At 59.9% G+C, this 21,745-nt stretch carries 20 protein-coding genes; 13 read left to right on the top strand and 7 right to left on the bottom strand.

Features of this window, described 5'->3' with window-relative positions; genetic code table 11:
• The first annotated feature begins 43 nt into the window (after positions 1-43).
• The 7 genes from mnmA (at position 44) to BLR97_RS08770 (ending at position 7,662) form a co-directional block, all read left to right on the top strand.
• Positions 44-1,201 (top strand): tRNA 2-thiouridine(34) synthase MnmA, encoded by a 1,158-nt coding sequence (mnmA, locus tag BLR97_RS08800; protein ID WP_089705096.1) that lies wholly within the window; start codon positions 44-46, stop codon positions 1,199-1,201.
• Positions 1,198-1,839, top strand: a complete 642-nt coding sequence (gene hflD / locus BLR97_RS08795) for a high frequency lysogenization protein HflD (RefSeq protein WP_089705093.1) — start codon at positions 1,198-1,200, stop codon at positions 1,837-1,839. The genes mnmA and hflD overlap by 4 nt, the downstream gene beginning before the upstream one ends.
• 50 nt (positions 1,840-1,889) lie before the next feature.
• Positions 1,890-3,275, top strand: coding sequence for an adenylosuccinate lyase (gene purB, locus BLR97_RS08790; protein WP_089705090.1), 1,386 nt, complete (start codon positions 1,890-1,892; stop codon positions 3,273-3,275).
• Positions 3,276-3,375: 100 nt separating this feature from the next.
• A complete protein-coding gene (locus BLR97_RS08785; protein ID WP_089705087.1) occupies positions 3,376-4,560 on the top strand; it encodes a cupin domain-containing protein in 1,185 nt (394 codons plus the stop codon).
• Between the two features lie 5 nt (positions 4,561-4,565).
• Positions 4,566-5,009 carry a GNAT family N-acetyltransferase gene (locus tag BLR97_RS08780; RefSeq protein WP_089705084.1) on the top strand — a complete coding sequence of 148 codons (444 nt, stop codon included), beginning with the start codon at positions 4,566-4,568 and terminating at the stop codon, positions 5,007-5,009.
• Positions 5,010-5,302: 293 nt separating this feature from the next.
• Positions 5,303-6,901, top strand: a complete 1,599-nt coding sequence (locus tag BLR97_RS08775) for an isocitrate lyase (RefSeq protein ID WP_089705080.1) — start codon at positions 5,303-5,305, stop codon at positions 6,899-6,901.
• A 293-nt stretch (positions 6,902-7,194) separates the two neighbouring features.
• Positions 7,195-7,662: an outer membrane lipoprotein gene (locus BLR97_RS08770; RefSeq protein WP_089705077.1), complete on the top strand. Its 468-nt coding sequence runs from the start codon at positions 7,195-7,197 to the stop codon at positions 7,660-7,662.
• 91 nt (positions 7,663-7,753) lie between these two features.
• On the opposite strand, the gene BLR97_RS08765 is transcribed toward BLR97_RS08770, so the two are convergent.
• Positions 7,754-8,032 (bottom strand): hypothetical protein, encoded by a 279-nt coding sequence (locus BLR97_RS08765; protein WP_089705074.1) that lies wholly within the window; start codon positions 8,030-8,032, stop codon positions 7,754-7,756.
• Between the two features lie 172 nt (positions 8,033-8,204).
• Here BLR97_RS08765 and BLR97_RS08760 point away from each other — a divergent pair, with 172 nt between their 5' ends.
• Positions 8,205-8,687 (top strand): FKBP-type peptidyl-prolyl cis-trans isomerase, encoded by a 483-nt coding sequence (locus tag BLR97_RS08760; RefSeq protein ID WP_089705071.1) that lies wholly within the window; start codon positions 8,205-8,207, stop codon positions 8,685-8,687.
• A 74-nt stretch (positions 8,688-8,761) separates the two neighbouring features.
• Here BLR97_RS08760 and nikR read toward each other — a convergent pair whose 3' ends face one another.
• A complete protein-coding gene (nikR, locus tag BLR97_RS08755) occupies positions 8,762-9,163 on the bottom strand; it encodes a nickel-responsive transcriptional regulator NikR (protein WP_089705068.1) in 402 nt (133 codons plus the stop codon).
• A gap of 116 nt (positions 9,164-9,279) precedes the next feature.
• Between nikR and BLR97_RS08750 the strand changes: the two genes are divergently transcribed.
• Genes BLR97_RS08750 through BLR97_RS08730 form a run of 5 tightly spaced genes read left to right on the top strand, consistent with a single transcriptional unit; the run spans position 9,280 to position 14,204 of the window.
• Positions 9,280-10,893 carry an ABC transporter substrate-binding protein gene (locus BLR97_RS08750; protein ID WP_089705064.1) on the top strand — a complete coding sequence of 538 codons (1,614 nt, stop codon included), beginning with the start codon at positions 9,280-9,282 and terminating at the stop codon, positions 10,891-10,893.
• Positions 10,884-11,879, top strand: coding sequence for an ABC transporter permease (locus BLR97_RS08745; protein WP_089705062.1), 996 nt, complete (start codon positions 10,884-10,886; stop codon positions 11,877-11,879). The genes BLR97_RS08750 and BLR97_RS08745 overlap by 10 nt, the downstream gene beginning before the upstream one ends.
• Positions 11,876-12,679: an ABC transporter permease gene (locus BLR97_RS08740; RefSeq protein WP_089705058.1), complete on the top strand. Its 804-nt coding sequence runs from the start codon at positions 11,876-11,878 to the stop codon at positions 12,677-12,679. Before BLR97_RS08745 ends, BLR97_RS08740 begins: the two co-directional genes overlap by 4 nt.
• A gap of 33 nt (positions 12,680-12,712) precedes the next feature.
• Entirely contained in the window at positions 12,713-13,540 is an 828-nt protein-coding gene (locus BLR97_RS08735) for an ATP-binding cassette domain-containing protein (protein ID WP_089705056.1), read from the top strand.
• Complete coding sequence (locus tag BLR97_RS08730) at positions 13,533-14,204, top strand: ABC transporter ATP-binding protein (protein ID WP_089705052.1); 672 nt, start codon at positions 13,533-13,535, stop codon at positions 14,202-14,204. Before BLR97_RS08735 ends, BLR97_RS08730 begins: the two co-directional genes overlap by 8 nt.
• Here BLR97_RS08730 and BLR97_RS08725 read toward each other — a convergent pair.
• The 5 genes from BLR97_RS08725 to argE all read right to left on the bottom strand — a co-directional run bounded on the left by BLR97_RS08725 (position 14,119) and on the right by argE (position 21,720).
• On the bottom strand, positions 14,119-15,336 hold the full coding sequence (locus BLR97_RS08725; RefSeq protein ID WP_089705049.1) for an MFS transporter: 1,218 nt from the start codon (positions 15,334-15,336) through the stop codon (positions 14,119-14,121). The genes BLR97_RS08730 and BLR97_RS08725 overlap by 86 nt on opposite strands.
• 41 nt (positions 15,337-15,377) lie before the next feature.
• A complete protein-coding gene (locus tag BLR97_RS08720) occupies positions 15,378-16,076 on the bottom strand; it encodes an NlpC/P60 family protein (RefSeq protein ID WP_089705046.1) in 699 nt (232 codons plus the stop codon).
• A 120-nt stretch (positions 16,077-16,196) separates the two neighbouring features.
• Positions 16,197-18,659 (bottom strand): DUF1266 domain-containing protein, encoded by a 2,463-nt coding sequence (locus BLR97_RS08715; protein ID WP_089705043.1) that lies wholly within the window; start codon positions 18,657-18,659, stop codon positions 16,197-16,199.
• A gap of 615 nt (positions 18,660-19,274) precedes the next feature.
• The gene (locus BLR97_RS08710) at positions 19,275-20,519 is read right to left on the bottom strand and encodes a Zn-dependent hydrolase (RefSeq protein WP_089705040.1); all 1,245 of its coding nucleotides are present in this window, start codon (positions 20,517-20,519) and stop codon (positions 19,275-19,277) included.
• A 10-nt stretch (positions 20,520-20,529) separates the two neighbouring features.
• Positions 20,530-21,720, bottom strand: coding sequence for an acetylornithine deacetylase (gene argE, locus BLR97_RS08705; protein WP_089705037.1), 1,191 nt, complete (start codon positions 21,718-21,720; stop codon positions 20,530-20,532).
• Between the last annotated feature and the right edge of the window lie 25 nt (positions 21,721-21,745).

The raw sequence follows: 21,745 nt of genomic DNA, 5'->3' as shown, positions 1-21,745 counted from the left end.
TGTATAATCAACGCCCAACTGACCACTCCAACCGAGGATGGCGATGACATCCACCACTGGCACCTCCACTGCCACAACGTCTTCCACCGGCAAAGTCATTGTCGGCATGTCCGGCGGCGTTGACTCCTCCGTATCAGCGTTGCTGCTTCTGCAACAGGGCTACGATGTGGAAGGCCTGTTTATGAAGAACTGGGATGAAGACGACGGCACTGAGTACTGTACAGCGAAGGAAGATTTGGCCGACGCCGAAGCGGTGTGCGCCAAGCTTGGCATTAAGCTGCACACGGCGAATTTTGCCGCCGAATACTGGGACAACGTGTTCGAGCATTTCCTGGCCGAGTACAAAGCGGGCCGCACGCCCAACCCCGATATCCTGTGCAACCGGGAAATCAAATTTAAGGTTTTTCTTGAATACGCCGAAATGCTCGGGGCCAACAAAATCGCCACCGGTCACTATGTTCGTGAAGCGCGGGTGCGCCAAGGCAATGGCGACGTTCGCCCACGCCTGTTAAAAGGCCTGGACGGCAATAAAGACCAAAGCTACTTTCTGCACGCGGTGCCCGAGGCGGCTATCGCCCGCACGCTGTTCCCGGTCGGCGAGCTGGAAAAGCCCGCAGTACGCGCCCTGGCCGAGGAACACGGCCTGGTCACGGCCAAGAAGAAAGACTCCACCGGCATCTGCTTTATCGGCGAACGTCGCTTCAGCGACTTTCTCAAGCAGTACCTGCCCGCTCAGCCGGGCAAGATCGAAACCCCCGACGGCGACGTGATTGGCGAGCACATGGGGCTGATGTACTACACCCTGGGGCAACGCCAAGGGCTAGGCATTGGCGGCTTGGCCAACTATTCCGAAGACCCCTGGTACGTCGCCCAAAAAGACCTGGAGCGCAATGTCCTGGTGGCTGTTCAAGGCAAACACCATTCGCTGCTCTATAGCGACGCGCTGATCACTGAACCGATGGACTGGGTCGCTGGCGAACCGCCGGTCACTCAAGGGCGTTTTACCGCCAAAACCCGCTATCGCCAAAGCGATCGGGGCTGCGAGATCGTCAGCCGGCCGGACGGCAGCGTCGAGGTTCGCTTTGACGATCCGCAACGCGCGGTCACCCCAGGCCAGTCGTTAGTGCTGTACGACGGCGATATTTGCTTGGGCGGCGGCGTGATTCACTCCACATGGAAGGCAACCGAGGCAGTCGCATGAGCCCTACTACGCCCATACACCGCGCGCCGGAAACCCCGGCCGCGCGTCAAGCACTGGCGCTAGCCGGGGTTTTCCAGGCCGCCAGCCTGGTCGACGAACTGGCCCGCACCGGCCAGGTGGAACCCCGCGCCTGGGAAACGCTGATTCAAGGCACTGTGGATCCCAACCCGGATAGCTTTGAGGACATTTACGGCGGGCACCCCAATAATCTGCGCCGAGGGCTAGACACCCTCGAAATGCTGGTCGGCCGGCAGCAGGCCAACCCGGTGGTGATGCGTTACGGTTTTTCGCTGCTACTATTGATGAGCAAGCTGCGCAACAACCGCAATATGATGGATACCCTGGGGCAAAAACTTAGCCATATTCAGGGTCAGGCCGAGCACTTCGGCGACACCCATGAAAACGTCATTGCCAGCCTCGGCGAAGCCTACCAAGAAACTATTTCGACGTTTAAAACCCGCATTGTGGTGCAGGGTGATCCATCGCTTTTGCAAACCCGCATGATGCCCGAGCGCGTGCGTGCCTGCCTGATGGCGGGAATTCGCTTTGCACTGCTGTGGCACCAGGAGGGTGGCCGCCGCTGGAAGCTGATGTTCCAGCGGAAAGCCCTGCGCCGCGCCCTCGATGATTTAAGCTAACCCGGCTTACCCCCCAGGGTTAGCCGCTTTACCGACTTGGAAACCATGCTATGCAACTCTCTGCCTTGACCGCTCTCTCCCCCGTCGACGGCCGCTACGCCAACAAAGCCGCCGCGCTGCGCGAACACTTCAGCGAATTTGGCCTGATTCGCGCCCGCGTTATCGTGGAAGTGCGCTGGCTGCAGCGGCTTGCCGAGCACAACCAAATCGTCGAAGTGCCGCAGCTCTCCGCCCCGGCGACCGCCTTCCTGGAGCAGCTGATCCGCGAGTTTTCGGTGGAAGACGCCGAGCGCATCAAAGACATCGAGCGCACCACCAACCACGACGTCAAAGCAGTGGAGTATTTTCTCAAAGAGAAAATTACCGACAACAGCGAGCTGCACGCCGTCACCGAGTTCATTCACTTTGCCTGCACCTCGGAAGACATCAACAACCTCTCCTATGGCGTGATGCTCACCGACGGCCTCCAGGCGTTGCTGCCCGTGATGCACAACGTCGCCGACGACATCGCGGCGCTGGCGATTGCCCACGCCGGGCAGCCGATGCTTGCGCGTACCCACGGGCAAACGGCCAGCCCCACGACGCTGGGTAAAGAGATGGCCAACGTGGCCTATCGCCTCAAGCGCCAGCTTAAGCAGATCGAAGCGGTGGAAATTCTGGGTAAAATCAACGGCGCCGTGGGCAACTATAACGCCCACCTGACCACTTATCCCGAGATCGACTGGGAAGCCAATGCGCGCACCTTTGTGGAAGGCCTGGGACTCACGTTCAACCCCTACACCACACAGATCGAACCCCACGACTACATCGCCGAGCTATTCGACGCTGTGTGCCGCTTTAACACCATCCTGATCGACTTTGATCGCGATGTGTGGGGCTATATCTCGTTGGGTTACTTCAAGCAGCGCACCGTGGAAGGCGAGATCGGCTCGTCGACCATGCCGCACAAGGTCAATCCCATCGACTTTGAAAACTCGGAAGGCAACCTTGGCCTGGCCAACGCCGTGCTCGGCCACCTGGCGCAAAAGCTTCCGATCTCTCGCTGGCAGCGCGATTTGACCGACTCTACGGTGCTGCGCAACCTGGGCGTCGGCTTGGCCTACGGATTGATTGGTTATCACGCCAGCCTCAAAGGCATCAGCAAGCTCGAAGCCAACCCCGAGCGGCTGGAAAGCGACCTGGATAACAGCTGGGAAGTGCTGGCCGAGCCAATCCAAACCGTGATGCGCCGCTACGGCATTGAAAAACCTTACGAAAAGCTTAAAGAACTGACCCGCGGCAAGCGCATCGATCAAGCCGGCTTTGCCGCCTTTATTGATACCCTGGCGCTGCCCGACGGCGTTAAAACCGAGCTTAAAGCCATGTCGCCGGCCAGCTACATCGGCAACGCCCAGGCTCAGGCCGAAGCCCTGCGCCAACAGCTCGATGCTCTATAATTCAATACACTAGAATAGTGTTTTACTCTTAATTCGGTTAAAACCCTAAACGGGTTTTAACCAACTGTTTCACTGCGACGCTTCGCATTAGGATAACGTCATGCACCCTTCCGACGAGCCACTTACCCTGTTAGGCGATCTGACCCCGGCAGAATTCTTGGCGAGCTACTGGCAGCAAAAGCCGCTGCTGATTCGCGGGGCGATACCGGATTACATCAGCCCCATCGAACCCGACGAACTAGCGGGACTTGCCTGCGAGCCCGGCATTGAAGCGCGCCTGGTCGAAGAAAACGGCCCCGACGGCGCATGGCAGGTCTCCCACGGGCCTTTCGACGAAGCCACATTCGAGCGCCTGCCCGAGGGTAACTGGAGCTTATTGGTGCAAGCCGTGGATCACTACCTGCCCTCGGTGGCGGCCCTGCTTGATGAATTCGACTTTCTGCCCCGCTGGCGGTTGGACGACATCATGATCAGCTACGCCCCGCCCGGCGGTAGCGTCGGCCCCCACGTCGACCAGTACGACGTGTTCCTGTTTCAAGCCAGCGGCAATCGTCGTTGGCAGTTGGGCGGCCAACCCGGCGATGACGCACCGATTGTCCAAGGCATCGACCTGCGCATTCTGGAAACCTTCGAGGTGGAAGCCGACTCCGAATGGGTTTTAGAGCCCGGCGATATGCTCTACTTGCCCCCCGGCTGGGCCCACCATGGCGTTAGCCAAACCGACAACTGCATGACCATGTCGGTGGGTTTCCGTGCCCCGTCTGCCGATGAAGCGGTCACCTCTTACGCCGACTACAGGGGCGAGCAACTGCCTGCCTCGCTGCGTTACAGCGACGCTGGGCGAGTCCCTGCAGCTCACAGTGGCGAGTTGGACGATGTCTCGGTAGAGCGCATGCGCCAGTTAATCCTCTCGACACTGGATAACCCTAAGCAAATCGCCCAGTGGTTTGGCCGCGCCATGACCCAGCCCAAGTATGTCGACCAGGTCGTACCGCTCGACACACCGCTCGACGAAGCTAGCCTTGTTGCTCAGCTACAAGAAGGCGAGCCGCTTTACCACATGCCCGGCTCGCGCTTCGCATGGCGCAGTGATAATGGCACCACGACGCTGTTTGCTGACGGCGAAGCCTATGCCTGCGAAGAGCCGCTTGCCAAGCGCCTGGCATCCTCGGCACCGTTGCACGACGATGTCCTGGAATTGCCGGGTGCCAAAGCGCTTATTACCCAGCTCATTAACACAGGCAGCCTGAGCTGGCTGCAAGACGACGATGACGACGAGGAATAACGCACATGGCCTGGCCCGTCAGCATTCAAGAGGGTGATTGGTGGCTGCTCGGCAACCTGGCCAGCGACGTTCGCCGCGTGGTATTTATCGACGAACAACGCGTGCCCCAGGACGAAGAATGGGACGGCCAGGATCCCGCCTGCCGTCACTTTCTTGCCTACCTTAACGGCGACCCGGTGGGTACCGCACGGCTACTCCCCGATGGCCATATCGGCCGCGTGGCGGTGCTTGCCGAAGCACGCGGTGCCGGTATTGGCCGCATGTTAATGCAAGCGGCGATGGCCACCGCCCAGCGCGTCGGTCACGGCCAAGTAGCGCTCAGCTCGCAACTCCACGCACTGCCCTTTTACGAACGGTTGGGGTTCATCGCCCATGGCGAGGTATTTATGGATGCCGGCATCCCCCACCGCGAGATGATCCTCAACTTCACCGACAACGCGCCCCGCTGAGTTAGGAATTCCACTACACAAACCCACCGCGTTGTAGCTCGTTTGTCGTCGAGCTACAACGTTGCCTGCCCCCAAGTGTCAATTGTTGCCGCCCCCGCGTTCAGGGATAGTGTTTTTACTGCAGTGCCGCACAGGCCTGCCCGAGAACACTCACGTTTGCGACGTTCTATTAAGAGACCTTTTTCTTAAAGACACGCCAAGCAAATTGAACGATGCTGAAAGCGACTTCGCAGGTGCAGCATAAGAACATGCTTACATGCGCATCGCTATCACAACCCCGGAGGGATAAGCTCATGACTGGACTGCTCGAAGAGATTAAAGCACTGGCCCAACTACGCGAAGCGCAAGGCGGCAAATGGGACAACATCAAGCCTGAATACGCCGCGCGTATGCGTGCCCAGAACCGCTTCCATACCGGACTGGATATCGCCCGCTACACCGCAAACATCATGCGCGAAGACATGGCCGCCTACGATGCCGACACCGCTAACTACACCCAGTCGCTGGGTTGCTGGCACGGCTTTATCGGCCAGCAGAAGATGATTTCCATCAAGAAGCACTTCGGCACCACCAAGCGCAGCTACCTCTACCTCTCCGGCTGGATGGTCGCCGCACTGCGCTCCGAGTTCGGCCCGCTGCCCGACCAGTCCATGCACGAGAAAACCTCGGTCGCCAACCTGATCGAAGAGCTCTACACCTTCCTCAAGCAAGCCGATTCGTGGGAGCTCAACCACCTGTTCCGCGCGCTGGACGACGCCCGGGAAGCCGGCGACCGTAGCAAAGAGCAGGAACTGATCAGCAAGATCGACAACCACGAAACCCACATCGTGCCGATCATTGCCGACATCGACGCCGGCTTTGGTAACGCCGAGGCCACCTACCTGCTGGCCAAGAAGTTCATCGAAGCCGGTGCCTGCTGCATCCAGCTGGAAAACCAGGTGTCCGACGAGAAGCAGTGCGGCCACCAGGACGGCAAAGTCACCGTGCCTCACGAAGACTTTATCGCCAAAATCAATGCCGTACGCTACGCCTTCCTTGAGTTGGGCGTTGAAAACGGTGTCATCGTGGCGCGCACCGACTCGCTGGGCGCGGGCTTAACCCAGAAAATCGCCGTCACCAACGAGCCAGGTGACCTGGGCGATCAGTACAACAGCTTCCTGGACGGCGACGAAGTCACCTCGGCCTCCGACATCAACAACGGCGACGTGGTCATCAAGCAGAACGGCAAACTGGTCAAGCCCAAACGCCTGGCTTCCGGCCTTTACCAGTTCAAGCCCGGCACCGGCGAAGACCGCGTAATACTCGACTGCATCACCAGCCTGCAAAACGGCGCCGACCTGTTGTGGATCGAGACCGAAAAACCCCACGTCGGCCAAATTGCCGCGATGGTCAACCGTATCCGCGAAGTCTGCCCGGATGCCAAGCTGGTCTACAACAACTCGCCGTCGTTCAACTGGACGCTCAACTTCCGTCAGCAAGTGTTCGATGCCTGGGAAAAAGAAGGCAAGGACGTGTCAGCCTACCAGCGCGACAAGCTCATGGGCGTCGAGTACGACAACACCGAGCTTGGCCAGCTGGCCGACGAGTGGACGCGTAACTTCCAGCGTGACAGCGCTCGCGAGGCAGGTATCTTCCATCACCTGATTACCTTGCCCACCTACCACACGGCGGCGCTATCGACGGACAACCTGGCAAAAGATTACTTCGGCGACGAAGGCATGCTGGCCTACGTCAAAAAAGTCCAGCGCGAGGAAATTCGCCAGGGCATCGCCACCGTCAAGCACCAGGACATGGCCGGCTCCAACATCGGCGATGACCATAAAGAGTTCTTCCACGGCGACGCAGCACTCAAGGCGGGCGGCAAAGACAACACCATGAACCAGTTTGGTTAATCTTCACGCTCAGCCAATGCGCTAGCTGACGCTAGCCACCCATACGCCCAGAAGGCCCAGGCTTTCTGGGCGTTTTTTTGCTTCGTCACCACAACGGCTTTTAATCGGCTTGTGCATACTTTTTTCTTAATCAACGACTACACTCGTCAGTTACGCATATAGGCAAATTTTCAACAGACCGCTATTCAACGTGTCAATAATCGGTTATGTTGTTAGCGAACACTGTTCTACAACCTAGCGGCACACTCTCGTAAAAAGCGAAGCGGCTAGGTGAATCACCTCTGGAGGTCTCAATGAAGCGTTTTCTTCCTATCGTAGCATTCAGCGTTTTGGCGCTCGCCGGTTGCGCCAACACATCAGGTTATTCGGGCGATGTGTACAGCGGCAACCAAGCGAAAACCAGCCAAAGCGTCACTTACGGCACCGTGGTCGCAGTGCGTCCGGTGCAAATCCAGGCAGATAGCCGCGCGGGAGGCCTATTGGGCAGCGGTGGCGGTGCCGTGATCGGCGGCCTGCTGGGTAGCCAAGTCGGCGGCGGCTCCGGGCGTCAACTCGCCACAGTGGCCGGTGCTCTGGGTGGCGCAGTCGCAGGGACGGCCGCTGAAGACCGCGCTAACCGGGTTGGCGCACTGGAAATGGAAATCCGCCTGGATGACGGCAGCGATGTCGTCGTTGTTCAGCGTGATGACCGCCAGTTCCAGCCCGGCCAGCGGGTTCGCCTGATTGGCAGCGGTGCCAACGTCAGCGTGGCGCCTTACTAAGGCTACCTGACAGCTTAAAGTACCCAAGCAAAGCGCCCCGCCAGCATCGCTGACGGGGCGCTTGTCGTTGCGGCGGTTAATTAACGGGCCATTAGCTGTGTGCTTTACTCGATGCCCAGTTAATCAGTTTAAACACCACAAAGCCGATAATCGCCAGCAAAATACCCACCAGCAAGATATCCACCGGGCGCACCAGCGTGGTGGCACCCAGCACGGCCAAGGCACCCACCCACAGCCAGCGGTTATCGCCGTGGGTTTTCAGCGCGGCGGGTAGCATTTTATCCAGCCCGGCACTCACGGTTTCCCAGCGCTGATTGACAAAATAGCCAATCAGCACCAAGGCGACCAGCCAAATCAGTAATACGGTCATGTTTTGCTCCATGGAAGGTGCGTCGAAAAAAGTGTGTGGCTAGAGTAGCCCTGCGCAATCCAGGGCGCAATACCGCCAAAAGATGAGAGTCGGAAAAACCCTGGCTACCCCCTGACAAACCAGCTCTCACGCGTTATTATGTTGGAACATGTACTCACCGAAAGGTTATTTAATGCAAATTGCGCAAAACTCGGTTGTCGCGTTCCACTACACCCTGACCAATGATGAGGGTGAAGTGCTGGACAGCTCCGAAGGCCGCGAACCGCTTACCTACCTCCACGGCTCAGGCAACATCATTCCTGGCCTGGAAAAAGAGCTCGAAGGTCACGCCTCTGGCGAAAAACTGAACGTCAAAGTAACGCCGGAAGAAGGCTATGGCGAAGTTCAGGAACAGCTGATGCAAGAAGTACCGCGCGATGCTTTCCAAGGCGTTGAAAGCGTTGAGCCGGGCATGCAGTTCCAGGCGCAGACCCAAGGCGGCCCGCTGATGGTCACCGTGAAGAAAGTTGAAGGCGACACCGTCGTCGTTGACGGCAACCACCCGTTAGCCGGTCAGCACCTCAACTTTGACGTTGAAATCGCTGAAGTACGCGAAGCCAGCGCAGAAGAAGTTGAACACGGCCATGTACACGGTGAAGGCGGCGAAGAGCACTAAGCTCATCCCCGCGGCTGCCCGACAGCCCAGCGTGACATGCGAAAAGGCGACCCAAGCGGTCGCCTTTTTTATACTTACTCCTCAGGAATCAGCACCAAGCGACCATGGCGGACGCTGCGCGATGAGGTGACGTCGGCGGCGAACTGCTTCAGTTGGTCGCTTTGGCCTTTGAGCAGTGCGACTTCCATGCAACTGTCTTGGTTTAAATGCACATGCAGCGTCGAAAGGGTGAGATCGTGGTGGGCGTGAGAATGTTGCGTCAGGCGTTTCGACAACTCCCTGGCCGCATGGTCGTAGACATACACCAGCGCCCCCATGCATGGCGCCTGTGGCGCGGCTTCTTCGCGCACCTGCTGTAGCCCGCTGCGGGTTAAATCGCGGATTGCCTCGGAACGGTTCTGGTAGCCGCGCTCCTGAATCAGTGCATCCACGTCGGCCAGTAACTCTTCATCAAGTGTCACCGTTACTCGCTGCATCGTCTCCCCCTCCTTAACGTTGACATCGCCCTTCTCCACACAGCCTTCAAAATTGACCCCCGGCGGCCAGTATGATGATATTAATAAAACATCATACTCGACGGTAAGCACTTACCATGTCCACTGCTTTGCCTAGCCGTGCCACCCAACTGTCAGCTTCTATCCTAACCGCTGCTAGCCTGATTTGCTTGCTGCTGGCAGGCCCGGCGAGCGCCAAATCAACGCTGGTACTGGCGATTGGCGGCGAGCCTGAACAGGGCTTCGACCCACTGCTGGGCTGGGGGCAATACGGCCACCCGCTGTTTCAGTCCACGCTGTTAAGCCAGGGCGAGGACTTCTCCCCCCGTGCGGCGCTTGCCACCAACTGGTCGCTCTCCGACGACCGGCTCACCTGGCAGCTGACGCTGCGCGACGACGCCCGCTTTGCCGACGGCACCCCGCTCACCGCCGAGGATGTCGCCTACACCTTCAATGCCGCCGCCGAGGCCGGTGGCCGCGCCGATTTAAGCGCCCTGAAACACGCCACCGCGATAAACAGCCACCAGGTCAAATTAACCCTCCACGCGCCGCGTATTACCTTTATCGACCAGCTGTATAGCCTGGGCATCGTGCCCGCCGCCAGCCGCGATAACGGCTATGACGAGGGCTACGGCCGCCAGCCGCTGGGCAGCGGCCCCTACCGCATGATCGAATGGCAGGAAGGCGAACAGCTGATTGTCGAGCGTAACCCGCACTTCTACGGCCCCTCACCGCCGTTTGAGCGCTTAGTGTTTCTGTTTACCGGCGAAGACACCACCCTGCGCGCCGCCCAGGCCGGCCAAGTGGATCTCGCCAGCGTGCCGCCTGCACTGGCCGACGCCTATCCCGACGACATGCAGCGCATCGTCATGCAAAGCGTTGATAACCGGGGCATCCTGTTTCCCACCGTGCCGAACCAGGACGAACAAGCCGAAAACGGCGCGCCCATCGGCAACGACGTTACCGCCGACCCGGCGATTCGCCACGCCATTAACCTGGCCCTAGATCGCGACACACTGGTCGACGTGGCCCTCAACGGCCATGGACGTGCCGCCTTTGGGCCCGCCGATGGCCTTCCCTGGAGCCGCACCGATGAAACCCTCGATACCCCCGATCTCGAGCGCGCAGCGGCGATTCTCGACGAAGCAGGCTGGCAACGCGGCGACGATGGCCTGCGTGAAAAAGACGGCCAGCCGGCCCGCTTCAAGCTAAGCTACCCCAGCGGCGACATTACTCGCCAGTGGCTCGCCGAAGCCAGCGCCGAGATGCTACGCCCGCTAGGCATCGACATGCAGCCGACCCGCCGCCCCTGGAGCGAGCTGCGCCGCGAGGCGATGCACCAGGACGCGGTGATGTTTGGCTGGGGCAGCCGTAGCCCCCAAGAAATCTACACGCTATTTCACAGCAAGCACGCCGGCGACGGCTACTTCAACAGCGGCTTTTACGCCAACGATACGGTGGATGACCACCTGGATGCCGCCCAGGCCGCCGCGAGCGTTGAACAGGCCAACCGCCACTGGCGTGATGCCCAGTGGGACGGCGAGACCGGCTACGGGGTACGCGGTGATGCCGCCTGGGCGTGGCTGGTCAACCTTGACCACGTTTACGCCGCCGACACCTGCTTAGACGTCGGCGAGCTGGGCGTGGCGCCTCACGGGCACGGCTGGCCGATTACCGCCAACCTGCTCGACTGGCGCTGGACATGCCCGTAATCCGCCTGCTAAGCGTTCGCCTGCTACGCATAGCCCTGGTGCTGCTATGCGTGGCGGGGCTGACGTTCGGCTTGATGCTCGCCTCGCCCATTGACCCCATCGACGCCTACCTGGGCCCGCAAATTGCCCAGGCCGGCGCCGAACAGCGCGCACTGATCGCAGAACGTTGGGGGTTTGATCAACCGCCGCTGTTGCAATTCGGCCACTGGCTGCGCCAGCTACTTAGCGGCAACCTGGGCTGGAGCCACGTCTACAACCAGCCAGTGAACGAGGTGATTGCCCAACGCTTCCAGCGCTCCTTGGCGCTGCTCGGGCTTGCCTGGTTGCTCTCCACACTGCTGGGCTTTGGCCTGGGTCTGCTGGCGGGCATGCGTGAGCCCGCTAAGCCAACGCACAGCACACTGGATCGCGTAATTAGCGGCTACGCCTACCTCACCGCTTCCACCCCGGCATTTTGGCTGGCGATGCTCGGCCTGTTGCTATTCTCGGTAACGCTGGGCTGGACGCCTGTATGCTGCGCCGGGCCCAGCGGCAGCCTGAGTGACGAGGTAAGCCTGGCGACCCGCCTACACCATTTGGCGCTACCGGTGGCCACGCTCACGCTACTCAGTACCGCGCCGATCACCCTGCACACCCGCGCCCGCCTACGCAGCCTAATGCACTCGCCAGTGGCCACCCAGGCGTTTGCCCAGGGCGCTAGCCGCCGGGATGTCGCCTGGCGACACGGCGCGCGCCACGCCTGTCTGCCCGCCATCACGCTGGCCTGCGCATCGCTGGGCGAGCTGTTTGGCGGCGTGATGCTGATCGAGCAGGTATTTGCCTACCCAGGGCTTGGCCGCGCCACGGTGGAAGCCGCATTGCGCAGCGACATCCCGCTGCTAATGGCCATCGCGCTGTTCACCGCGCTGCTGGTCAGTCTGGGCAACGCCACCGCCGATGGCCTTTACCGGCTGATCGACCCACGGCTGCGGGCGCAAGCACCATGAATCAGCAGCCCCGCCTTACCGCCCTGCTCAGCACCGCCTTGGCGGCGCTGGTGCTCGCCAGCGCGCTGATGGCCGCCGCATGGCTCGGCGACGCGCCCCAGCAGATGCATTTCGATGCGCGCCTGGCGCCGCCCGGCTCGAACTATTGGTTTGGCACCGATGCGCTGGGTCGCGACATGGCCGCACGCACGCTGGCGGGGCTCACGCTAAGCTTCTGGGTCGGCAGTAGCGCGGCGCTACTTGGCACGCTCATCGCCCTGAGCATGGCGCTACTCGCCATGCTCGGCCCGCGCTGGGACGCGCTGGTTAGCCTTGCGATCGATACGCTACTCAGCGTGCCGCATCTATTATTGCTCCTAATGATCGCCTTTGCCCTGGGCGGCGGCACCCAGGCAGTGATTATCGCCGTGGCGCTGAGTCATTGGCCGAGCCTTGCCCGAGTGCTGCGCGCCGAGCTGCTGCACATTCGCCACGCGCCCTACGTGCAGATTTCCCAAGCGCTCGGCAAACCACGACGCTTTATCGTCCGCCACCACTGGATCCCCCAAGTGCTGCCCCACTGTTTGGTGGGCGCACTGCTGCTATTCCCCCACGCAGTGCTCCACGAAGCCGCGCTGTCGTTTTTGGGCGTGGGGCTCTCCGCCGATCAACCCGCCATTGGCGTACTGCTGGGCGAATCGATGCGTCATGTAAGTGGCGGCGACTGGTGGTTGGGGGTCTTTCCCGGCGCGGGATTGTTGCTGATGGTGCTGTGTATTCAACGGTTGGGCGAGACGCTACGGCGCGCCTGGTCAACCTGACCTCAACCGTCAAGATGAGTTGAAAGGAGCTTTATGCTAAAGGTCGAACACTTATCGCTACAGCTGCCGTATTACGCCAACTGGTGGCGACGCTGCTGGGCCGAGGTGTTGCGTGATGTCTCGCTTGAGATTCACCCCGGCGAGGTTCACGCCGTGGTCGGCGCGTCCGGGGCAGGCAAAAGCCTGCTGGCCCACGCGCTACTCGGCCTGTTGCCCGCGCCCTGCCGACAAACCGGCCGCCTTCACTTTCAGGGCCAGCCGCTCACCGCCGCGCGTCAACGTCAACTGCGCGGGCGTGACCTGGCACTGATCCCCCAATCGCTCAACGCCTTAGACCCGTTAGTGCGCAACCAGCGCCAGGTCAGTTGGGCGGCCCAGCGCGCGGGGCATACGCCCGCCTCGGCGCGGGATACGGCAACGCAGGCACTTGACCACTACCAACTAAACGCAGGCGCCCAACAGGCGTTTCCCCATCAGCTCTCGGGCGGCATGGCCCGGCGGGTACTCACCGCTATGGCGCATGTCAGCCGCGCGCAGTTGATCATCGCCGATGAACCCAGCGTGGGTCTCGACCCGCAACAGCGCGACCGGGTACTTAACGCCCTAGCGGCGCTGGCCCGCGGCGAGGGCAAAGCGGTGCTGCTGATTACCCACGACCTGCGCCACGCCCTGCCGATTGCCCAACGGGTGACGATTATGCGCCAGGGCCGCTGCGTGGAAACCGCCCCCGCCGCCGCGTTTCAAGGTGAAGGGAGTGGGTTAAACACCGACTACGCGCAAGCGCTGTGGCAGGCGCTACCTGACAATCAATTTGGCAACCCGCTCACCTCCACTGACGAGCAGGCGCAAAACGTTGCTTAACGCGCGAGACTTACGCTTTGGCTTTGCCGGCCAGCCGCCGATCCTCGATGACGTGTCGCTGTCGCTGGAGGCGGGCGAATGGCTTGGCTTGAACGGCGATTCCGGCGCGGGGAAATCGACCCTTGGCCAGCTGCTGGCGGGGTATCTAACGCCCCAGGCGGGAACAGTAACGGTTGACGGCGCACCGCTGCCCCGGCGCGGCCTGCGGCCCGTGCAATGGCTGCCGCAGTCGCCTGAGCTCGCAGTTAACCCACGCTGGCGAGTGAAACGTATTTTGGAAGAAGCCTGGACACCGCCTGCAGCATTGCGCGAGGCGTTCGGGATTGAGCCCGACTGGATGAACCGCATGCCCCAGGCGCTTTCCGGTGGCGAACTGCAGCGGGTGTGCGTACTGCGCGCCCTGGCACCCGACGTGCGCTACCTGGTGGCGGATGAAGTCTCCAGCATGCTCGACCCGCTCACCCAGCTCGACCTCTGGCAGGGGCTGCGCCAGATTGCCGATGAGCGGCAGATAGGTGTGTTGGTAATCAGTCACGACGCCGCCTTGCTACAGCGGCTATGCTCGCACCGGTTAACGCTTAGCGACGGGCAACTGTATCGTGAGCCGCCTGCTGAGCAGCCCGACGCTCAAATCGCCACAGCCCCAAGGCAATCACCAAGGTAACGCTAAGCAGCAGCCACGAGCCCAGCGTCACGCCGCGCCAGCCCGCCCACTGCCAGAACGGCTCCAGCCAGAAGCCGCCCAGGCTGGCCCCCACATAGTAAAACACCAGATACATCGCCGAGGCGCTGCCCCGTGCACCCTGGGCATAACGCCCTACCCAACTGGAAGCCAGCGAGTGGGCCAGGAAGAACCCAAAAGCGTTGACGGTCAGCCCAGCAATAATCAGCACGAGGGAATCCGCCAGGGTAATCGCCGTGCCGAGCATTAAAATCACCACGCCCACACACATGCAGGCTGCCGGGGAAAAGCGCTGGGCCAGCCGCCCCGAGAGTGTTGAGCCCACAGTGCCACCCAGGTAGGTTAAAAACACCAACCCCAGACTACTCGCCGCCAGCTGGTAAGGCGCATCCGCCAAGCGGAACGTAATATAGCTGTATTGGTTAATAAAAATCAGGAAGTTAATGCCGCCCAGCGCATAAGCGGCGAGCAGTACCGGGCTACGCAAATGGCCGGCGAGGCCATTCACCGCCGTGCGCAATTGAAAACGCTGAGGGCGGAACGCCTGGCTGGTCGGCAGCAAACGCCAAAACACCGCGCCACCCACTAACGTCATGACCCCGACGGCCAAAAACGCCGCCGTCGGCCCGCCGATATCCGCAGCTGCGCCACCCACCACGCGCCCGCTAATCCCACCCAACGAGTTGGCGCCAATGTACAGCCCCACCGCGCTCAGCAGCGCCGGTTTGTCGAACTCATCGCCCATCCAGGCAATCGCCACCGCCGGTAACCCACCCAACACAAAGCCCTGCACCAGGCGCAGCGCCAGCAGGCTTTCAAAGGTGGGAGCAAACGCCAGCGCCAGCGAACAGCCACCGGCCAACAGCAGGGTGATGCGCATAATGCCTTCGCGGCCAATGGCGTCTGAAAGCGGCCCGAACACCAACAGCGCAAAGGCCAGCGACAGCGTAGCCACCGACATCACCAAGCTCACCCCCAGGGTCGAGACCCCATAGGTTTCTTTGAGCCCTGGCAGCAACGGCTGCGGCGCGTAGAGGTTGATAAAGACCAGAAAGGAGCCCAAACACAGGGCCAAGGTAGCGCGCCACCAGGCGCGGGTGTTGGCTTCAATCATGCCGTTCCTAACAGGCTGCCCTGCGCGGGTCGGTTAGCTGCTTACATCGACCGAGAGGTGTTGAACGTCGGCGTGTCGCTGAATTTGGCTATTTGCGAGGGCGCCAATGGCCGCCGCGATTGCCAGTAATAACGATTCCAATAGACATTATCCAGGCTTGAGATGGTCACCCCCTGCGAGGTAGAGGCATGCAGAAAATGTCCATCGCCGACGTAAATGCCCACATGGTTATACGCGCCCGGCGGGCGGAAGAACACCAGATCGCCCGCCTGTAAAGCTTGGCGGTCGATCGGGCGTCCCTCATGAACTTGCCCTCGGGTGGTGCGCGGCAGATCCAGCTCAAAGGTATCGCGGAAGATATTACGCACCAGTGCCGAACAATCGATACCCCGCTGACTGGTGCCGCCTAGCCGATACGGCGTACCCATCCAGCGCTCGTGCTGGTCCAACAACGCCTTGCGTACTTGCTCTCTGGGGGAAGCCTGCCAATTGCCGAAGGAGTCGTATTGCCCATCTAAAGGCGACATCTTCGCTTCCCAGTCGTCGGGAAGTCCAGGCAGCGAGCGGGCAAAATAATCATCGGGGGCATCGTCTCGGGGTGCGCTGCCGGCACAGCCGCTAAGGACAACTACCAGCATACAGCCAGCAACCACCAAGGGGGCGTGGCGCTCGCGAAACAGACAGGTAAATCGAAAAACAACACGGACAGCGGTGACAGCAGGTGGTGGCAACGCAACCATGCGCGATCCCTCGTAAGCAAAGAAAAAAACCAAAAAACACGCCGTGTCAGCACACTACACGGCGACACTAAGCTCAAATAGCCTGTCACTATAAGCGAAATTAACCCGCAATGGCGAGCTTCAGTGCAAAGTACGTTGATCGCCGGGTAGCGTATCGATGTGCAGCGGCGCAAAATGGCGCGGCTTATTGCCCGGAAAATCCAGGCTGGCCCAGGGCCCGGCGAGCACCGGGGCTGCGCACAGCCAGGCCACCAACGCCTGACGAAAGCTGGCTAAAAAGCTTTCCCGCTCAGGGGTTTCGCCCATAAAAAACGAAAACCCAGCGTACATACCCACAGCATAATCCTGCCAGCCAGCGTAGTGATCGGCCGCCAGTTGATAGGCCCGCGCCAGCACATCGGTAAAGGCGTCGGAGGTCAGCCAGCCGAGCTGCCGCCCGGCAATCGCTAGATCGACCAGTTGGGCGATATCCCAAGCGGCCATGTCCACCTCGTTGCAGCCGTCTTCATTGTCGCGCACACGGCGCAGCCGCAGCAGGTGATGGCGCTCTTCCTCCACGCAATCGCCGGACTCCAGAATGGCAATCTCGGCCTCAAGACGCTGGGGATTGAGCGTGTAGGGTTCGTAGTTGATTTGGTATTCCTGCCGGTCGCCCACTTCCAGCATGGAGGTCAAAAAGGCCTGCATGTCATCAGCGCTGGCGAGGTGATAATGGCTTTCCACCCACTCGCGAATCTCCACGCACTCGCGGGGGCTTTCCGGCTGCGGCTCGCTCCACACGGCACTATTCAGCGGCCCAACCAGCGACATCGCGGTGAACTGCATAAGCGTAGGCCGCTCGCTGGGCTCGCTCCACGACTCGGCGCGCCACTCCAACCAATGGAACAAGCTGCCCGGGTCTTCCAAATGCCAGGCAATTTCGTTGCACAGCGAGGCATGCTCGCTTTCCGGCAGGCAGTGTTCCCACGCCAACCAGGCTTCCAGCAAGCGTTTGGCGTTGGGGTAAAAACGGCATAAACAGTTACGCAGCGACTGCGCGTAGCCCAGCAGCGGCTCGGACTCCAGCACATCACTGTTCAACGCCATGTGCAGGTAAAAGGCAAACTTCTCCGCCATGTGGACGGTCGCCGCGTGTCGACTGACGCCTTTCAATGCCTGACGCTGGGCGTTAATCGGGAAATCCGGCTGGCCAAACAGCGTCGCGGATGGCGGCATCACCCCGTGGGCCGCATCGGCAGCCAGCTGGTTCAAGTGATGCGCCTGGGCCGGCAGCCAGTAGCGGGCCATGGCCGCCGCGCCTTCATCGGCGTGCATGCTCAGCGACGCGTCAAGGTACTCGGCGGCTTCAGCCCGCTGGTCTTCATTAATCGGCGCGCTGGGGTTAGCCAAACGCAGCATGGCATCCGGCTCACGCACGCACGCCAGCGCCAACAGCCAATGATGAGGGGTGTTACGCCATTGGCTGAGCAATGCTTTAGAAGCGGCCTGAGTGTCGTCATCCAGCAGCTTATCGACGGCCACCTTCCAAGGACTGAACGGGCTGCTTAGCAGCTGCGTTTCGCGTTCGGGGGGGGGCATCTCGCGGCGATCGATACCGTCAAACAAGCTATGCCCGCGCCGGTAAGCAGTCACCACCGCCCGCCAGTCGTGGTAACGGCGCTGCATCAAGTCGGCGGCGTGGGCCGCAAAGGCGTCCGCCTCGGCTTGGCTCAGCCAGCCGCTACAGGCCCCCGCCCAGGCGAGTTCGACCAGGCGCAACCAATCCCAAGCGGCCCACTCCAGCGGCTCACCCTGGTTTACAAAGCGACACAGCACACTGGCGTGGCGCGACTCACTCCGGGCATTGCGCTGCCATTCCTGGCGTTGGGCGGTGTCCATGCTCAATAAATCACGCGCTTCAATATCCCAGCGCTGACGTTCGCCCTGGGCGCCCAGCCACAGTAAACCAGTGAGCAGCTCCTCACGGTCGTCAATTTCCCAAGCGGTGTTTAACCAACTGGCCGCATCTGGCCAATCCGCCTTGCTTGCCGGGTAATGCAACACCGGTCGAAACAGTGCACAAAGCCGCCATGGCTGAGCTTCGGGGTCGCTCGGCCACAGAGCTACCTCGCCGCGTTGGCGAAGTGCTTCCTGGAACATCTCCCAGGTAATGCCCGCGCCCTCGGCTTCTGAATCCGCCAGCGCCTGGCAGGCATCAATAAAGCGATCATCGGCCCCGGTGGCCCAACCGCGCACGCCCAACGAGCGACGCACATCGCACAGCCAGCCGCGCAGGTCGCGGTACTCCTGAGTAATGCGCTGCATCACGCAGCAGGCCCAATCACTTGCCTGGTCAGCGCTTATCCACCCGGCCGCACCGGCCAGCGCCGCCCACTCAAGCGCCGCCAACAACCGATCCGCCTCGCCCGTGGGAGCATGCAGCGCGTCCAACCATTGCTCAGCCAGCTCACCGCGATGGGTAATGCCCTGGCTCAACAAACGCTGCTCCGCCGCCCCCGCATCCACCGACAACGGATGCGGCGTAAAATGCCAATCGCACAACACTAACTGCTGCGCCCACCAAGCATGTAACGCGTCACCCAAGAGACACCTCGACAAAAAAACACCCGCCGACCAACAGTCAGCGTAAAGTCGCATAGTGTAACGGAAACCACCCCAAAGGCCGATAGATGACAGCAAGGGGTTTTGTAAGAGCCCAATTCATTGGGCAATCAGCAACGATCCCGCCACCGAAGGCTATCGCCCGACGAAGTCTGGCTCCCACAAAATCCCGATAGCGAGGTTTTTCGTAAGAGCTCAATTCATTGAGCGATCAGCAATGATCGAGGCACCGCAGGCTATCGCCCGACAAGTCTGGCTCCCACAAAAGCCAGATAGCGGGGGTTTCGTAAGAGCTCAATTCATTGAGCGATCAGCAATGATCGAGGCACCGCAGGCTATCGCCAGACGAAGTCTGGCTCCCACAAAAACCAGATATCGAGGGTTTTGTAAGAGCTCAACTTGTTGAGCGATCAGGAAGGATCGAGCCACCGAAAGCTATCGCCCGACAAAGTCTGGCTCCCACAAAATCCCGATAGCGAGGTTTTCGTAAGAGCCCAATTCATTGGGCGATCAGCAAGGATAGTGCCACCGCAGTTAGTGGTGGCTTTTGGAACGCATCTGTTCGACATCAGGCTGTCTTTCGGAAGGCGCCCACCTTCAACCTAAATAGTTATCGAGGCTTTTTAGGGCTTCTTGAATCACTTGGCAGCCGTTTGTCGCTTGCTGCTGAGTGATACTTTCTTCCGGGCAATGGCTTCTACCCTCATGACATGGAACAAACAGCATGCCAGTCGGGGCGATTTTTGCCATATAGACCGCGTCATGTCCGGCACCACTGGTCAAGCTCATAGCCTTCAAACCAGTGGCTTGAGCAGCCTCCCAAACCTTTGATTGAATGAGGTCTGCACAAGGGGTCGGGGATCCCTCGCTTAGTGGCGTTGCGATAATATCTAGGCCAAGGGTTGAAGCATTGCGCTTTGCTTGGTCGAGAATAGGTGGAAAGAAGTTTTGGAGCAGATGAGCATCATTACTGCGTACTTCGAGCACCATCTCAACCCGCTCAGGAATGGCATTGGTCGCGTTGGGGAAAACGTTCAAGCGACCCACTGTAGCGACGAGATAATTGTCCCCAACGCTCTGATGTTGCGCTTCTCGTTGGATAGCTTTGATCAAACCCGCCGCTTCGGCCAGTGCATCACGTCGCAGTTCCATTGGCGTGGTGCCTGCATGATCGGCCTGACCTAAAACCTCAATATCGTAGCGATGAATACCGACGATATCGCTTACTACACCAATGGGCACATGATTTTCTTCCAGCACGCGTCCTTGTTCGATGTGTAACTCCAAAAAGGCGGCAATATCACCCTGCTGACGCAGCGGTGTACTCAAGGCATCCGGGTTGCCGCCCACACGGCGAATGGCATCGCCTAAACGCTCACCGCCCGGCTCTCGGAAATTGAGCATCTCGTCTGACAGAGCTCCCACCATCCCACGGCTACCGACGCACGAGATGCCGTATTCACTTGGTTCTTCGGAGAGAAAATCGATCACCTCGACATCATGTCGTAACTGAACCTCCGCTTCCTGTAGGCTCTGCACCGCTTCGAGACCGGCGAGAACGCCAAGAATCCCATCATAGCGACCACCACTGGGAACCGTATCGATATGGCTTCCGATGACTAGGGGAGTTAGCGAAGGCTCGCTGCCGGGCAGAGTGCCAATCAGGTTACCGGCATCGTCCAGCCGAGTCGTAAGCCCAGCGGTCTGCATGGCACGTTTGAGCCAGTCACGCCCCTCCTGATAACGTTCTGTGAACGCTCGACGAGTCCAAGGCCTATCAGGATCGGTAAACGTCGATAATGCCTCGAGGTTCTGCCACAGGCGTTCGGCGTTAATGGTCATGATGATTTCCTTATCCACATGTCATCCAGCCACCCAGGGTGTCGAAGAATTCGAGACACTGAGTCAGCTGATCAATTTCGATGAACTCATCAGGTTTATGAGCCTGGCGGATCGAGCCCGGGCCAATGATTACGGATGGAATACCGCCGTCAATCTCAAACACCCCGCCCTCAGAGCCATAAGAGACCTTACCGCCGCGCGGCGGCAAAATCGGCTCTAACAGCTTAAATAATTCGCTGCCAGTGGCGTCATCCATGGCAGGATAAGAAAAACGCTCCTGCCACTCTATTCCCGCTACTGTCGAGAGGTTGCGCATTTCCGGCAGCAAAGTTGCCTCCACCTCGTCAATCAACGCCCGCATATCACCCCAAGCAGCCTGCTGATCGATACTTCGAAGCTCGAAAACAAACTCACAGGTATCAGGCGTCACATTGGTAGCCACACCACCGTTGATCAAGGTAGCCAACGTAGTGGCATGGGGAACGCTGAAGTCATGGTCAAATGGTCCCTCGCGCTCGTATCGTCGTGATCGTTCACTGATCATGGCGATAATACGCGACGCATACTCCACGGCATTGACGTGCTGTGGCGAAAAGGAAGAATGTCCACCTTCGCCTCGCACCGTGACCTGCATGGCAATCTTTCCCTTCTGGCCATTGATCAGCTGCATTTCGCTAGGCTCGCCAATGATCGCAAGACCAGGCGGAACTTCCAGCTCTGCCAAATGTTTCGCGATCGCTGGTGCCCCTAAACAACCCACTTCCTCGTCGTGGGAAAAACAGAAATAGAAGGGACGCTGCAGGCGGCCTTGTATCAGTGCGGGTGCCGCTGCCATTACGCAAGCGGCAAAGCCTTTCATGTCACAACTGCCACGTCCAAATAGCCGACTTCCCCGCTGCTCCAGGCGAAACGGATCGCTTGTCCAGCGCTCAGGGTTAGCCGGCACTACATCTGAATGCCCAGACAGCACGATACCAGGCACATCTTTAGGACCAATGCAGGCGATCAGGTTAGCTTTTTCGCCGCTCGTGTCGTAAAGCATCGTGGTTTCCATACCTAATTCTTCGAAGTAACGCTTCATGTGCGCAATAATTTCGAGATTAGAATGGGCGCTGGTTGTATCGAAGCCGATCAGATCTTCAAGATGAGAAACGGCAGATGCAAGACGAGGATGATCTTGTCGCTGAGAGCTGGCATGCATAGCGTCTAATCCTTGTTAGAAAATG

This window comes from Vreelandella arcis (assembly GCF_900103865.1).
Lineage (GTDB): Bacteria > Pseudomonadota > Gammaproteobacteria > Pseudomonadales > Halomonadaceae > Vreelandella > Vreelandella arcis.
The sequence above is the reverse complement of the archived record's forward strand: the minus strand, read 5'-3'. Positions and strand labels throughout refer to the sequence as shown.